The organism is Paraburkholderia rhizosphaerae (genome assembly GCF_004366595.1).
Lineage (GTDB): Bacteria > Pseudomonadota > Gammaproteobacteria > Burkholderiales > Burkholderiaceae > Paraburkholderia > Paraburkholderia rhizosphaerae.
On record NZ_SORE01000005.1, the window covers coordinates 140041 to 153189 of the forward strand.

14 protein-coding genes are annotated in these 13149 nt (G+C 64.2%); 5 read left to right on the forward strand and 9 right to left on the reverse strand.

The genetic code is table 11. From position 1 onward, the window contains the following. Positions 1–21 precede the first annotated feature (21 nt). Positions 22–495, forward strand: a complete 474-nt coding sequence (locus BX592_RS08280; RefSeq protein ID WP_134191381.1) for a dihydroneopterin aldolase — start codon at positions 22–24, stop codon at positions 493–495. Positions 496–579: 84 nt separating this feature from the next. On the opposite strand, the gene BX592_RS08285 is transcribed toward BX592_RS08280, so the two are convergent. The 9 genes from BX592_RS08285 to BX592_RS08325 form a co-directional block, all read right to left on the reverse strand. Next, positions 580–1011, reverse strand: coding sequence for a hypothetical protein (locus tag BX592_RS08285; RefSeq protein ID WP_134191181.1), 432 nt, complete (start codon positions 1009–1011; stop codon positions 580–582). A 101-nt stretch (positions 1012–1112) separates the two neighbouring features. After that, positions 1113–1622, reverse strand: coding sequence for a formaldehyde-activating enzyme (gene fae / locus BX592_RS08290; protein ID WP_134191182.1), 510 nt, complete (start codon positions 1620–1622; stop codon positions 1113–1115). 121 nt (positions 1623–1743) lie between these two features. Continuing rightward, positions 1744–2640, reverse strand: a complete 897-nt coding sequence (locus BX592_RS08295; RefSeq protein WP_134191183.1) for a triphosphoribosyl-dephospho-CoA synthase — start codon at positions 2638–2640, stop codon at positions 1744–1746. Beyond that, positions 2627–3646: an ATP-grasp domain-containing protein gene (locus tag BX592_RS08300; RefSeq protein ID WP_134191184.1), complete on the reverse strand. Its 1020-nt coding sequence runs from the start codon at positions 3644–3646 to the stop codon at positions 2627–2629. Before BX592_RS08300 ends, BX592_RS08295 begins: the two co-directional genes overlap by 14 nt. Next, positions 3643–4731 carry a methenyltetrahydromethanopterin cyclohydrolase gene (gene mch / locus BX592_RS08305; RefSeq protein ID WP_134191185.1) on the reverse strand — a complete coding sequence of 363 codons (1089 nt, stop codon included), beginning with the start codon at positions 4729–4731 and terminating at the stop codon, positions 3643–3645. The genes BX592_RS08300 and mch overlap by 4 nt, the downstream gene beginning before the upstream one ends. Then, positions 4703–5956 (reverse strand): ATP-grasp domain-containing protein, encoded by a 1254-nt coding sequence (locus tag BX592_RS08310; protein WP_134191186.1) that lies wholly within the window; start codon positions 5954–5956, stop codon positions 4703–4705. Before BX592_RS08310 ends, mch begins: the two co-directional genes overlap by 29 nt. 18 nt (positions 5957–5974) lie before the next feature. Next, entirely contained in the window at positions 5975–6901 is a 927-nt protein-coding gene (locus BX592_RS08315; protein WP_134191187.1) for an NAD(P)-dependent methylenetetrahydromethanopterin dehydrogenase, read from the reverse strand. Positions 6902–7060: 159 nt separating this feature from the next. Further along, a complete protein-coding gene (locus tag BX592_RS08320) occupies positions 7061–8098 on the reverse strand; it encodes a beta-ribofuranosylaminobenzene 5'-phosphate synthase family protein (RefSeq protein ID WP_134191188.1) in 1038 nt (345 codons plus the stop codon). Positions 8099–8249: 151 nt separating this feature from the next. Then, a complete protein-coding gene (locus BX592_RS08325; RefSeq protein WP_134191189.1) occupies positions 8250–8636 on the reverse strand; it encodes a 4a-hydroxytetrahydrobiopterin dehydratase in 387 nt (128 codons plus the stop codon). A 314-nt stretch (positions 8637–8950) separates the two neighbouring features. Here BX592_RS08325 and BX592_RS08330 point away from each other — a divergent pair, with 314 nt between their 5' ends. From BX592_RS08330 to BX592_RS08345, 4 genes are all read left to right on the forward strand, one after another. Beyond that, positions 8951–10759 (forward strand): methanol/ethanol family PQQ-dependent dehydrogenase, encoded by a 1809-nt coding sequence (locus BX592_RS08330; RefSeq protein ID WP_134191190.1) that lies wholly within the window; start codon positions 8951–8953, stop codon positions 10757–10759. A 185-nt stretch (positions 10760–10944) separates the two neighbouring features. After that, on the forward strand, positions 10945–11358 hold the full coding sequence (locus BX592_RS08335; protein ID WP_134191191.1) for a c-type cytochrome: 414 nt from the start codon (positions 10945–10947) through the stop codon (positions 11356–11358). 64 nt (positions 11359–11422) lie between these two features. Next, positions 11423–12331 carry a substrate-binding domain-containing protein gene (locus BX592_RS08340; RefSeq protein ID WP_134191192.1) on the forward strand — a complete coding sequence of 303 codons (909 nt, stop codon included), beginning with the start codon at positions 11423–11425 and terminating at the stop codon, positions 12329–12331. 50 nt (positions 12332–12381) lie between these two features. Beyond that, positions 12382–13149 (forward strand): hypothetical protein, encoded by a 768-nt coding sequence (locus BX592_RS08345; protein WP_377681583.1) that lies wholly within the window; start codon positions 12382–12384, stop codon positions 13147–13149.

Consider the following 13149-nt stretch of genomic DNA (forward strand, 5'->3'; position numbering starts at 1 on the left):
ATCGATATCGCGCTCGACGACATGAACGAGCGGTTTGCGGCCGATGATGCACTGACCCGTGTGCCGGCGCGTGTCGCGCTGGACATCGTCTATATCGAGGGTTTCACCGGACAAACGGTGATCGGCATCGATGCGCCGGAACTGCACACGACACAGCCGGTACGACTCGATCTAGCGATCGGCGTACCGAGGCTTCGTGCCTGCGATACCGATCGCATTGGGGACACGGTCGACTATTCGGCGGTGCGCACCGCGCTGCATACGCTTCTTGCGACGCACAAGGTTCAGCTGCTCGAGGCGCTGGCCGAGCAGGTCGCGCAATTGATCATCGGCACATTCGGCGCGCATTGGGTACGTGTATCGCTCAGCAAGCCCGCGAAGTTCGACGACGTAACGGCAGTGGGTGTGCTGATCGAGCGGACGCGCACGCGTAGCGAAGCCCGCAGCCTGTGGGGCCGATGCGCGTCGCTCGGCGAAGGACTGATTCCCGATTGAGCATCGACTGAGCGCGTACTGACCGCCTCTGAGCGGCACTGAACAGCGCCGCTTCAGCCCGGCGCTTCCGCCGCCGCCGTCGCGCTATTTCGCCGATGCCGACGCGGCGGGCTTACCCAGTCCGCACTGATCGTACGCGGTCTGCTGCAACGCGCGGAATTTCTTTGTCTGCGCACGGGCCTTGTCCATCCGGAATTCGGCGCCGCCTTCGCCGCCCATCGTCGCGTACTTCGAGAAGGTCGACTGCTCGACGTAATCGTCGTACGGTAGCGCCGCCGCGATCTTGTCGATCGCGCATGAGCACTTGTAGACGTTGGCGAAGTCGTGTCCGTTTTCGTCCATACAACCGAGCACGTACTCGACACGCCCCTCGGTCGGGTAGCTGTAGCCTTGCGCAGGCGTCGCCTTGCCGGTGGAATCCGCGGCAGCGGGCCCTGCGGCCAGCGTAGCGAGTGGCAGGCACGCGGCACACGCGATGGAGACAACCGCGAGCCGCGTGCGACAACATGAAGTCATGCGAGGACCTCGTATCGAAACACCCTGTTCATCTACCGATGCAGGACGCGCGCCGGATGGCTGCCCGTCGCGCGGCTTGCATCAACCCCCGCCATCGACCGTTAGTTCGGTGCGAACGGGTGCGCGACCGAGCTCTTCTTCGATACCACTTCCGCCGCGCTCGGTTCACCCGCTACCGCGCGTTGCAACGCTTCACGCGTTGCCTTGTAGTTGTACTCCTGAATCTTCTTGTCGTCTTCGGCCTGCCAGTGAATGAACACGCCGACGCAAATAAACAGGTCGTCGGCTTCTTCCTTCGGAATCGTGCCGTCTTCGACGCAATCGGCGACGGCCAGCGCGACCGCGTGCTGCGCCGGGCCGAACATCTGCACCGCCTGTTTCGCGCCCTTGATCGTCACCTTGTTGAACAGCACGGTGTTCGGTTTGGCCATCAGGTTCGGCGCGACCACCGCGAGCAGTGAAGTGAAGCCGTCCTTGTTGTTGGTGAGCGCATTGCAGAAGGCGGTTTCGGCAGCTGAACCACGCGGTCCGATCAGAAGATCGATGTGAGCGACCTCGTTGCCATCACCGATTAGCGACTCGCCTACCAGGACGCGATTAATCTTGGCCATGCTGTTCCTCCGATGAAGTGGGATCTGTCGACGCTGGGGGGGCGCCCACGGCGCACGGCGTTCTGCCGCGCGGGTGAGCGGAGAACGCACCATCGCATCGTCTAACAGGAAGCGTGCCAATTCATGGAGAGGCGGCACCGCGCACAAAGCGCTGCGGTGCAAGACAGATTGCCGTGAACAGTGTCGCGACAGTCAGGTCCGCGCTCGTGCCCGGATTGATGCCTTCACGCTTTAATTCGGCATCCCATGCATCGAGTCTTGCCGCCTGCGGTCCGTGCGGCGCAAGACGCCATTGCGCATGCCGTTTGGCCGCCTCGCGCGTGACACTTTGCGCCACCGTCACACCTTGCTTGCGCACAATGTGCGAGTCGGGCCACGCGGACAGGAATGTGAGGAAGACGTCGAGCGTGATGGTCTCGGGTGTTGCATCAGGGTTTGCCTGTAGCAATGCGGCGATCGCGTCGAGGCCAGTCGTGAAGATGTCGGCGAAGCCATTGTCGTACTGGCGTGCGATGCTGTCGCGTTCGGCGGCGAGCGACATCGCCGCGCGCAGATTGATGGTCGGCTGCGCGTGCACCGATTGCTCGGACGGGTCGCCGAGGCCGCCCGGGTTCGCTGCGCGGATCGCGAGATAGGCCGCTTTCGCGTCGTCGACGGATAGCTGCGCGAGCACGCGCTCGTTCGCGTCGCGCCAGTGCGCGGCGCTGCGCAGACTGCCTGGCTCTTCGAGTGCGGCGGCCAGCGGCGCGACCAGCAGCACGATACCGAGATTCGTGTTGCAGCCGACCGTCTGCTGCGTGCTCATCACTGCGTCGAGGATGCGTGAGCCGACCGGTGTGCGATGCGCGAAGAGCGCCGGCACGCAAGCCGAGGCGCTCGCGATGAACTGCTCCGCATCCATCCGGTGTCCCGCGCTGCCCACGCTGACGTTGCCGGGTTTGCGCGTTTCGACGTCGAGGCTGCACGCGCGCAGGAACGCGTGGCGGGCGAGCACAAGCGGGTCATCAGACGCTTGCATGGCGCATCGGCGCGGGCGGCGCAATGGCGGCCGCGAGCTTGCGGTCGAGCAGGTCGTCGACGAGGGCCGCGGCGATATCGAATGACGTGACCGTTTGCAGCCCACGCCATGCGGCGACACCGTTGACTTCGAGCACGAGCGGGCCGGCGCTCGCTGCATCGTGCGAGTCGGGCGGCGGTATCAGATCGACACCTGCGTAGTCGAGGCTGAGCGCTTGCGTGGCGCGCACGGCGGTTTGCGCAAGGGTGTCGTCGAGCGCGGCGGGTTCGCACCGGGCGCCGCGCGCCACATTGTGAATCCAGCCACGGCCGCCGATGCGCCGCATCGCCGCGATCGCGCGCCCGCCGATCACGAGCACACGCCAATCGAACCCGGGTCCGCGGTGCGATCGGGTCTGCGCGCGCCCGGCTGCGCCGACGAAGCGCTGCAAATACGCGACCTGCTGATAGCGCGTGAGCGACGGCAGCGCAATCAACGTGCCGTCGCGCCGCGCACTCGCGCCGAGCCGCCGCAAGCCTTTGCCCTGGGAGCCGAACAGCGGTTTCAACACGACCTGGTGCCCGGCCGCGGTCTCGCGCATCAGCACGCGCTGTGCAAACGCGGCCGATTCGCCGGCCCATGTCGCCGGCGTCGGCACACCGCTGCGGTGCAGCAGAAAGCTCGTCATCGACTTGTCGACGCTGCGCTCGATCGCACGCGCATCGTTGTACACGGGTACCCCGCATTCGCGCAGCGCATGCAGGATGCCGAGACGAAGGGTGACCTGCTCGAACGTGCCGCCCGCGATGCCGCGCACGAACACCGCGTCGGGCAGCGTATGGCCAAAGCCCGGCAGCGCGATGCCATATGGTTCCCACGTCGTATCAATGCGGCAGGTCGCGAGGTCGATGCAGCGCGCGTCGACGCCGCGTGCGCGGAACGCTTTTTTCAGGCGCGCGGTGTGCCAGCCGGTTTCATCGGTCATGATCGCGACGCGCAGGCCCGCGCTGAACGGGAGGTCGGTCATTGTGAGCCTGCGCCGTGTTTACCGGTTGCATTCGTGGCCGCGGCTGTCGCGAGCGGGTCCGCGTCGCCGTCCCACTGACGATGCAGCAACGCGCCATCGAGCCGTCCGCCGTAATAGGTCGCGCCGCTTTCGAGGCTGCTGATCCACGCCTCGGCCGGTGCGAAGAGCGCCGGGTCGATCTGATAGAAGTCGTGGCCGAACGACGCGAATATGTCCGCAAACGGACGGCCGTAATCGCGCGAATTCCATGACGGCAATTCGGTCGCGAGCCGTCGCGCGAGCGCGTCGTCCGTCACGGTCAGATGCACGCGGCCGCCATACAGGATCGCGTCGTTCGTGCGGCCCATCGCGGCGAGCGCGTCGGGCGCGGGTGGCGGCAGTGGCGCGATGCCGCTCGCTTCGACGATATCGGCAAGCGGCGCGCCGAGCACATGCGCCTTGTGCAACGCGACTTCGACCACTCGTGCGACGACCTGCACCGTCCCTGCGACAGACTGTGTCGGCGTGACGACGATCGTCAGCCGCTCGGGCGCGAGATTGCAGTCGTTCAGCACCTTGTCGATCACCGCTTGCGGCGGCAATTGGCCCACTTCCATCACGAGCGCGCCGCTGTCGTGACGGTCGCGATAGCCGAGTTCGTCGAACAGCGGTTCCTTGCATGCGAGCGCGCGTGCCGGCCCCGAGCCGAGCGAAAAGAACTTGTTGCCGTTGTTCTGCTCCCTGGTGGCCGCGAGGCTCCAGCCCGCGTACTGGCTGCCGAGGCACGCGAGTACCGGCGTGGACGTATGTACTTCGATCATCGTAGGCCACAGCGGCTCGCGATCGGCCGCGACACGTGGCGCGACATGCCCAAGCCCGCCCATGCAGATGCGCGCAATCTGAACGCCCGCTTCGACGCTACCGCGTGCGTTGACGCCAGCGTCGACGATGGTCGTACCCGACACGGCGCGGGACACATCGATGCGTAGCCGCGCCGCATCGGCGATCAGCTGTTCGACGAGCGGTTCCGCAAGCCTGTTGACGCTCAGCGTGCTGCGCGAAAGCGAATGCGATGGGTCAGCCGGTTCGTGTGGAGAGGTGGTCATCGTGGGACTCGTGGCAAGTGTCGATCAGTTCGATAAGACGCGCGCGCTGTCGTTCCAGTGCTTCGGGTAGCCGTGCCGGTGCCGCCGCGCATGCGATCAGCGTGCAGACGGGTTCGCCTGCCACGATGCGCGTGCCTGGCTGCGGCACGTCACGACACCACGGCGCGGCGAACAGCAGGTCGCTGACGCGCTGTGTGACGGTGAAGTTATGCGGCGCAAATGCGACGCGTTGTGCGATGGTGCGCTGCGGTGCGGCGACGGACACTTGCGGCAGCCGTCCTTTGACACACGCGTCAATATGACACGCGAGCAAGCCGCGCGGCCATGCTGCCGGCGACGCCATTTCGTAGAGCGCCGCGCTCGACGATGGTCTCGGATTGACTTCGAGCACGCTGAGCGTTTCGCCGTCGAGCAGGAAATCGATGCTGTTCATTCCGGTCAGGCCGGTCTTTGCGACGATCGCGTGCACGATTGCGTCAATGCGCGATGCGACCGGCGGCGGCAGATCGATCGGTCCGAGCGAGCCCGCATGTACAAACGGTAATGCACCGCACACGACGCTCAGTTGTTCGGCAAAGCCGATTGTCACCGCGCGTCCGCCGGCGGCGATGAACAACGCCGACATCGAACGCCCGGCGGCGATGCGCTGGAAGTAATCGGGTGGCCGCGTAGCGACGTCCGACTCGCTTGCCGCACGGATATGCGTGCCGCCGCATCCGTCGGCATGCTTGCCGAGCCAGCCGAGAGGGTCGTTCGGCCGTGTGTACGACACGTCCGGATACGCGATACCCAACTCATCGAGCAGCGCAAAAAAGCGCGATGGTTCGCGCACCGCGGCAATCGCATGCAGGTCGTTGCCGATCAAGCGCGGCAAACCGGGCAGCGCGTGCAACTCGCGCGCGAACGGTTCGAGCCCGCTACCGGCGATTACGCCGAGCATACGAGGCAAGCGGGCCACGCGAGCGAGCGCGTCGAACAGCTTGTCGTGATCGACCGACAGCCCCGCGCCGCCAATATCGAGCCAGACCTTCGCGCGCTGCCGGGTATCGCGGTCACCGAACAGATCGAGCGCGGCGACGTTCAGACGGGCAAGCGACGCCGATTCGGTAAACAACCGCGCGGAAAGGCCTGCGATCGCGACGAACGGCACGCGGATGTCGTACGCGCGCGCGTACGTCCGCGCCGATGTACGCAACGCAGCAGGTCGACGAGGCACAGTCAGCATGGCGCGCGCGGGCTCTCGTCAGTCGCGGCCGGCGACGATCGCGCGGGCTTCGTCGAAGGCTTCCGCGAAGCCGAGGTATACCGGCTTGCCACCCGTGCGCATCCGCAGAAACAGACGATGTTCGACCTGGTACTTCACATTGCCGATTGCCAGCGCGCCGATGCCGATCGCATCGGGCCGCGCGGCGCCGGCCAGCGGCTTGCCGTTGTCCATCACGTTCACGCCGGCGATGCCCTCTGGCGGCACCGCGTTGACGTCGGCGGCCACGCGCACCCGCTGCGCATGCGCGAGGTCTGCGCTGCTGACGATCTGCACACCCGCCGCCGCGGTGCTGACCACCACGTCCGCTTGTGCGAGCGCCGCATGAAGTGCGTCGGGCGTGCTGGCGCCGATGCTTGTAGTCGTGATGCTGAACCGCTGGTTCACTTCGTCGCTGACGCGTTTCGCACGTGACGCATCGGAATGACTCGCGATCGACACATCCGCGCCGAGCGACGCGAACAGCGCCGCCGACACACGGCCGACCGCGCCGGTGCCGCCGAGAATCAGCACGTGCTTGCCGCCGGGTTCTTCGCCATGCTCGGCTTTCAGATGCCGTTCAACCAGCGCGACCAGCGCGGCCGACGTCGTATACGCGCCGCTCGGATCGGCGAACACCGATACTTCGAACGGTGGCACCATCGCCTGGCGCGCGAGATCGAGCATATCGGCGGCCAGCATCACATCGCGTCCACCGATGAAGATGCTGGTGCGCGATACGCCTTTCGGGCCACGCGAAAAGATCGCGTCCTGGGTGAGTTGCACGACGTTGCTCGCGTCGACATGACTGTACGGCACGACAATCTGATAACCCGCGTCGGCCGCCATGTTGACGTCGAACGGACTCATCTGCGGCGTAGCCGTGAACATATGCAGGATATAGGGCCTTTCAGTAGCTTCGGACATGGCAGTGGGCAGAGATCAGGAGCGTGTTGAGGAACCGGGGCGGTGCCGCGTGATATTCGATGCGATGCAGCAGGCCGCGTCATCGTGTTGGCGTAGCGGTTCGCGCGGCGTGACTGGAGCCCGGCCGGCGCATACACTCGCGCATGCGTAGGCGCCACGTCATCCGACATCGACTTTGCAACTTCGGGCGCTGCGCTCGACACCGAGCGTCGCGCCGCGATTGCGCGCGACCGTCGTCGAGCAGACCACCGAAGGACTATCGCGGGTCGCCTCACGCGCAACCGCGAGCGCATGTTGCGCGGCGTGCGCGCTGCGCACGATCGCGAAGCCGACGGGACCCCACGATGTCTGGCCGATGCCAGCCTTCTGCTGATTCGCGATCGCATGCAGCGCACGTTCGACCGCCGGGCTCGAGATCACGCCGCCTTGCACAGGTGCGAAGTATTCGCCGATGGTTTGCTGCACTGCGCTGACGCCATCCGCGAATGCGTCGAAGTCCTGCTCGGCGATGCCGGGCAGCACGCGCATCAGCAGCAGATGGCTCAAGTGCGCGGCAAGCGCTTGCGGAAACGGCGGCAGCGCGGCGAGGCCACGTCTTTCTTCGTCGCCATGCAGCCCTTCGCGGCCGGTGTCGTCGATCAGCACGACGCGCCATGCGTCGGGAAACGGCTGCCGGAACAGGAGCGGCGGCATGCGCGCGTCTTGCGGCCGCGCGCTGCGCGCCGGGCCGCCATCGACGATCAGTCCGCCGTGATCGAAGCCCAGCGCGCCGATGCCGGAGCGCGCACCGCGGCCAAGCAGCTGTGCAATCGCACCCGTTGCCGCGGATACACCGGCAAGCCGCGCGAACGCAGTGCCCACCGCGAGCGCGAGTTGCGTCCCGGAGCCGAGACCGCAGTGCGAGCGCGGCGCCTGTTCGATATCGATCGCGACAGGCGGCCCACCCCATGCGTCGTGCAGGCTGTCGAGATACATCGCGGCGCGCGCACGCTGTGCATCGCTTTGCGCTTGCGCAACATGTGATCGTTCGGCGAGGCGCGCGGTCACGCGCGTGCCGCGCCCATCGATGACGAGCCCGATGCTGCCGAAGGCGCGCCCAAGCGATGCGCTCGGGTCCAGAAAGCCCAGATGCAGACGGGCCGGCGCGTCGACAGTCACCGCCGATAGCGGGGCAAGGCGGTCAGAGTCAATCGGCATGGCAAGCGTGTCCTTATAGAGTCGTGGTTGGGCCGCTGCTGCGCGCTGGTATGAGTCGCGAGTCGACCCCAGCGAGGCAAAAGCCGTACCACGCACGCGAACACACCGTGTGCCAGGGTTTTTGACACGCGTGCTGAGATGCCCGCGCGTTTCAGTTCTTCGGCGCGTCGTACTTGATATAGCGGAAGCGCTGATCGTCCGCGGGCGTACCTTCGAGCGGGCCGCCTTCCTTGCCAGGCTGCCACTGGATCACCTCTTCGATCTTGTTCGCGAGCGCGAAGTCCTTGTCGGTAATCCCTTTAGCGGTATGGGTCTTCAGCTTCACGATTACGAACGCATACGACACGGTCAGGTCCGGGTGATGCCACGCGGCCTCCGCAAGATGGCCAACGGTGTTGACGACCACCAACGTGCCTTTCCAGCTTTCGGTGCGGTACTTGCGACGCAGCCATCCGTCTTCCAGGTACCAGTGCTGCAATGCACCCTGAAGCCGCTGCTGCACTTCTTCATCGGAGTAAACCCGTTCGGTTTGTGCCATGACTGACCTCGACTGATCGAATGCAGATAGGCGACGCGCGCGCTTGGTCGCGCGAGAGCTGCCTTCAATGTATCGCGTATTTGACACAGTATGTATCGTGATCCGAAGCGAAGCGGAACACCTTGACGCCGGACCGCGCGGTACACCCCAGATGCGCGCGGTCGGCATGGAATATGCGATCAGCCTCTTTACGCATGAGCCGGGCAATGAATCCGGCTTGGTTTTAGCTCGTTACCCGCATCCGGACGGCGCGGCTGGTGTGGCGCGGTAGCGTGTCATCGTGAGGTGGTCGGTTTACCCAATCTGGAGGAGACATGAACGTACGCACCCTGGTTCTGGGACTGGCGGTGACTGCGGTAACGGCGCTGAGTTCTTTCTTCGCGAACGCCGATCCGCAGCTCGACTCGCTGCTCAAGAATCCATCAAACTGGGCATCACAGGCGGGCGACTATGCAAATCACCGATATAGCCCACTCAAGCAGATCAACGAAAACAATGTAGGCAAGCTGCAGGTCGCATGGACGATGTCGACCGGTGTGCTGCGCGGTCACGAAGGCTCTCCGCTCGTGATCGGCGACACGATGTATATCCATTCACCGTTTCCGAACAAGGTCATCGCGATCAACCTGAAGGATCAGACCTTCCTGTGGCAGTACGAGCCAAAGCAGGACACGCAGGTGATTTCCGTGATGTGCTGCGACACGGTGAACCGCGGGCTCGCGTATGGCGACGGCAAGATCCTGCTGCAGCAGGCGGATACGACACTCGTCGCGCTCAACGCGAAGACGGGCGACGTCGTATGGACCGCGAAGAACGGCGATCCGAAAGCGGGTGAAACGAACACCAATGCGCCGCACGTGTTCGGCGACAAGGTGCTCACCGGCATTTCGGGCGGCGAGTTCGGCGTGCGCGGGCGCCTCGTGGCATACGACCTGAAGACCGGCAAGGAAGTCTGGAAAGCCTATAGCACGGGCCCGGACAACGAGATGCTGCTCGACCCGAATTCGACGATGACGTACACGGACGGCAAGATGGTGCCGGTCGGCGCGGATTCGTCGCTCAAGAGCTGGAAGGGCGATCAGTGGAAGCTCGGCGGCGGCACGACGTGGGGCTGGTATGCGTGGGATCCGAAGCTGAACCTGGTGTACTACGGCACCGGCAACCCGGGCACATGGAACCCGACGCAACGGCCTGGCGACAACAAATGGTCGATGTCGATCTTCGCGCGTGACCTGAACACCGGCAAGGCGAAGTGGGTGTACCAGATGACCCCGCACGACGAGTGGGACTATGACGGCGTGAACGAGATGATCCTCGCCGACCTGTCGATCAACGGCAAGAAAACGCCGGCCATCGTGCACTTCGACCGTAACGGCTTCGGGTATACGCTGAATCGCGAAACGGGCCAGTTGCTGGTCGCGAACAAGTACGACCCGGCGGTGAACTGGGCGGAAAGCGTCGACCTGAAGAGCGGTCTGCCGATCCGCAACGCGAGCTACTCGACGCAAAAGGCCGGCCCCGATCACAACGTGAAGGGCATCTGCCCGGCGGCACTCGGTTCGAAGGACCAGCAGCCGGCGTCGTTCGATCCGAACTCGAGCCTGTTCCTCGTGCCGACCAATCACGTCTGCATGGACTACGAGCCGTTCGACGTCGACTACGTGTCGGGTCAGCCGTATGTTGGCGCGACACTGTCGATGTTCCCGGGTCCGAACGAGAACGGCGCGATGGGTAATTTCATCGCGTGGGATGCGTCGAAGGGCAAGATTGTCTGGTCGAAGCCCGAGAAGTTCTCGGTGTGGTCCGGTGCGCTCGCAACGGCCGGCGGCATCGCGTTCTACGGCACGCTGGAAGGCTACATCAAGGCAGTGCGGATCAAGGATGGCAAGGAGCTGTGGAAGTTCAAGACCCCGTCCGGGATCATCGGCAACGTGTTCACCTATGAGTACAACGGCAAGCAGTATGTCGGCGTGTATTCGGGCATCGGCGGCTGGGCCGGCATCGGCATGGCAGCCGGCCTGCAGAAGTCGACCGAAGGCCTCGGCGCGGTGGGCGGCTATCGTGAACTCGCCAAGTACACGGCGCTCGGCGGCACGCTGTTCATCTTCGCAATCCCGAGCTGAAGCGGGTTGCGTGACGTGAACCTCAGCGCGCGCTGAAGGTGGCGATACGAAGTGTCGGGAGCGTGCATCCAGTGGTGCGATGGCACATGGTATGCACGTCTCCCGACGCCTGATCGACTGCCAGGCCGACTACCAGCCGACTGTTCGAGTCGAAAACGGAATCAAAAGTGGATGGAGACAAACGCATGAAAGGCCGTTTGATGATGTTGCCGTTTGCAGTGGCTGTACTCGCGTGGCCAGTCGCTTATGCACAGACCAATGCCGCGCAGTTCAAACCGGTTGCGTACAAAGTGGTCGACGGCAACAAGGTCGACGGCGATACGTACCTCGGATGGAAAACGTGGCGCGCGCTAGCCTGCGAACGCTGCCATGGCGCGAAACAGGAAGGCCTCGTCGGTCCTTCGCTGATCGATGCATTCAAGACACTCGACAAGACCGAATTTCACCGCACGGTATTCGGCGGACGCATCGACAAGGGTATGCCCGACTTCAGCTCGAGCCTGATGATGCAAAAGAATTGGGAAAACCTTTATTCGTATCTAAAGGGGCGTTCCGACGGCAAGATCAATCCGGGCGATCTGCAACCGATCGACAAATGAATTGATGCGGACCCCCCGTCGGTTTCATTCGGTTTACCCGAGGTTTCCCGTTCCGGAGATTGCCATGTCCGCTCGCAAAACAACATTCGCTTTCGTCACGAGCGCTGCGTTCGCGCTGGCGTGTGCCGGCTGCGCGGTGCAGTTCGCACATGCGCAAGGTACGCCGTCGCTGCCGAACAATGACGGCGCAGACAAGGTACTGCGCGTCTGCGCGGACCCGAACAACCTGCCGTTGTCGAACGACAAGGGCGAAGGCTATGAGAACAAGATCGCGGAAGCGATGGCCAGCGATTTCGGCTACAAGGTCGAATACACGTACTTTCCGCAGCGCATGGGCTTCGTGCGCAATACGTTGCGCCAGAAGGAGCCCAATACCGAGCGCTACAAGTGCGATCTGATCGTCGGCGTGCCGCACGGCTACGACATGACGTCGACCACGCGGTCGTATCTGCATTCGACTTACGCGATGGTATTCGTGAAGAAGCCGGAGTTTGCCAGTATCAACACGCCGAACGACTTGCTGAAGCTGCCGCCCGATCAGTTGAAGAAACTGCGCCTGGGCATTTTCGCGCAGACGCCCGCGGTCGACTGGCTGCTCGCCAACAACCTGATCGACCAGGCGGTGTCGTACCAGGCGCAAAGCGGCGACCCGCAAGCGTTTCCTGGCGAGATGATCCAGCACGACCTGAAGCAGGGTAACGTCGACGTCGTATTCGTATGGGGGCCGATTGCCGGTTACTTCGTGAAGCGCTCCGGCAATGACGTGAAGCTGGTGCCGTTCCCGCCGCAGCAGGGCATCCGCTTCGACTACGAGATCGCAATGGGCACACGCTATGGCGAAAAGGCGTGGCACGACAAGATCGACCAGTGGATCGCGACGCATCAGGACAAGATCAATACGATTCTCACCAGCTACGACGTGCCGCTGCTGCCGTTGGCGAGCGCGCCTGTTGCATCGACTGCACCGCAATGATGGACGGCCGTGTGACCTTCGCGCGGCCGCGCGGCGCCGTGTGTTGCCCGATGCGGCGTAAGACGTGGCGTCTGGCGGGTGGCCTGTTAGCGACGCTCGCCGTATGGCCCGCCGCGTATGCGGCCGCGCCTGCCGCGTCCGCGGCAGCGCCCGCTTCCGATGCATCGAGCCAGATTTCGCCCGCCGAACGCTTGCTGTTCATGACGCCGCATTTGCAGGGCGTCGCCGCGCAAACCGAACTCGACTATTCGATCACGCTCGCGCATCCGCCCGAAAAAGTCAGCGACACGGTCCACGTGCTCGTGCAAAGCGCGAACAACGCCGCCGCTGATGCGAGCGTTAGCGATCGGACCGGCAAGGTCGCAGTGCCGACTGGCGATTTACCGTGCAATCCGGTGATTCTGTATTTTCTCGAGCACGATATCGCCGAAATGGAGCAGCTGACGGGCGGGCAGCGCCGTTACTTCCAGAAGCGCGTAAGGCTCGCGCTCGCGGCGAACCCGCCGATCACGCCGTTGACGACCAATGCGAACGGCCAGTCCGTGAAGGCGCACAAGATCGAGATTCAGCCTTATCTGAACGACCCGAATGCGCAGCGTTTTCCGGACTACGTCGGCAAGCGGTATACGTTCGTGTTCGCCGACGATGTGCCCGGCGGTGTCACGCTGATTCGCACCGAAGTGCCCGGCGAAAACAACGATTTTGCGCATCCGCGGCTGATCGAAACGCTCGCGTTCCAGGGGGCGGTGCGCAAGCTGCCGCCGGAACATGGCAAGCCGGTGCCGACGCAGCCGAACGCGCCGCGCGCGAGCCGTTGA

Bases quoted from the DNA above. Each gene is read 5' to 3' on its own strand.
- BX592_RS08280 (WP_134191381.1), top strand. From the start codon at position 22: ATGAACGAGCGGTTTGCGGCCGATGATGCACTGACCCGTGTGCCGGCG.
- BX592_RS08285 (WP_134191181.1), bottom strand. From the start codon at position 1,011: ATGACTTCATGTTGTCGCACGCGGCTCGCGGTTGTCTCCATCGCGTGT.
- fae (WP_134191182.1), bottom strand. From the start codon at position 1,622: ATGGCCAAGATTAATCGCGTCCTGGTAGGCGAGTCGCTAATCGGTGAT.
- BX592_RS08295 (WP_134191183.1), bottom strand. From the start codon at position 2,640: ATGCAAGCGTCTGATGACCCGCTTGTGCTCGCCCGCCACGCGTTCCTG.
- BX592_RS08300 (WP_134191184.1), bottom strand. From the start codon at position 3,646: ATGACCGACCTCCCGTTCAGCGCGGGCCTGCGCGTCGCGATCATGACC.
- mch (WP_134191185.1), bottom strand. From the start codon at position 4,731: ATGACCACCTCTCCACACGAACCGGCTGACCCATCGCATTCGCTTTCG.
- BX592_RS08310 (WP_134191186.1), bottom strand. From the start codon at position 5,956: ATGCTGACTGTGCCTCGTCGACCTGCTGCGTTGCGTACATCGGCGCGG.
- BX592_RS08315 (WP_134191187.1), bottom strand. From the start codon at position 6,901: ATGTCCGAAGCTACTGAAAGGCCCTATATCCTGCATATGTTCACGGCT.
- BX592_RS08320 (WP_134191188.1), bottom strand. From the start codon at position 8,098: ATGCCGATTGACTCTGACCGCCTTGCCCCGCTATCGGCGGTGACTGTC.
- BX592_RS08325 (WP_134191189.1), bottom strand. From the start codon at position 8,636: ATGGCACAAACCGAACGGGTTTACTCCGATGAAGAAGTGCAGCAGCGG.
- BX592_RS08330 (WP_134191190.1), top strand. From the start codon at position 8,951: ATGAACGTACGCACCCTGGTTCTGGGACTGGCGGTGACTGCGGTAACG.
- BX592_RS08335 (WP_134191191.1), top strand. From the start codon at position 10,945: ATGAAAGGCCGTTTGATGATGTTGCCGTTTGCAGTGGCTGTACTCGCG.
- BX592_RS08340 (WP_134191192.1), top strand. From the start codon at position 11,423: ATGTCCGCTCGCAAAACAACATTCGCTTTCGTCACGAGCGCTGCGTTC.
- BX592_RS08345 (WP_377681583.1), top strand. From the start codon at position 12,382: ATGCGGCGTAAGACGTGGCGTCTGGCGGGTGGCCTGTTAGCGACGCTC.